The sequence below is a fragment of the Pantoea sp. SIMBA_079 genome, from assembly GCF_046940275.1.
GTDB classification, from domain to species: domain Bacteria; phylum Pseudomonadota; class Gammaproteobacteria; order Enterobacterales; family Enterobacteriaceae; genus Pantoea; species Pantoea borealis.
Genome location: NZ_JAWRYR010000763.1, coordinates 1 through 245, shown reverse-complemented (window position 1 = coordinate 245; position 245 = coordinate 1). Strand labels below are relative to the sequence as shown.

Annotated in this window: 1 protein-coding gene; it reads right to left on the bottom strand. The window is 65.7% G+C overall.

Annotated elements, in window-relative coordinates; all coding sequences use genetic code 11:
* The coding region (locus SB719_RS22005) for a DUF885 family protein (RefSeq protein WP_412160011.1) at positions 1–245 on the bottom strand (245 nt) is incomplete at both ends.

The window sequence follows — 245 nt, the reverse complement described above, 5'->3', positions numbered from 1 at the left end:
CCCAGATCGCATATTCGAGCGTGTTGCGCAGGATCAGCGCATCGACATGGTGCTCGCGCGAGAGCTGTGCGAAATCGATCGCGTTCAGCGCGTCGAGATAGCGCCGGTTGAAGGTCAGCGCGGCATCGCGGCCGGCGGCCGACAGGTCGTCGATCTCGCTGTCGAAGCGGTGATCGCCGATCTGGGTCGCGGAAATCGGCGACAGCGCCATGGCCTCGTCGAGGTAGCGCGTCGACAGGTCGGCG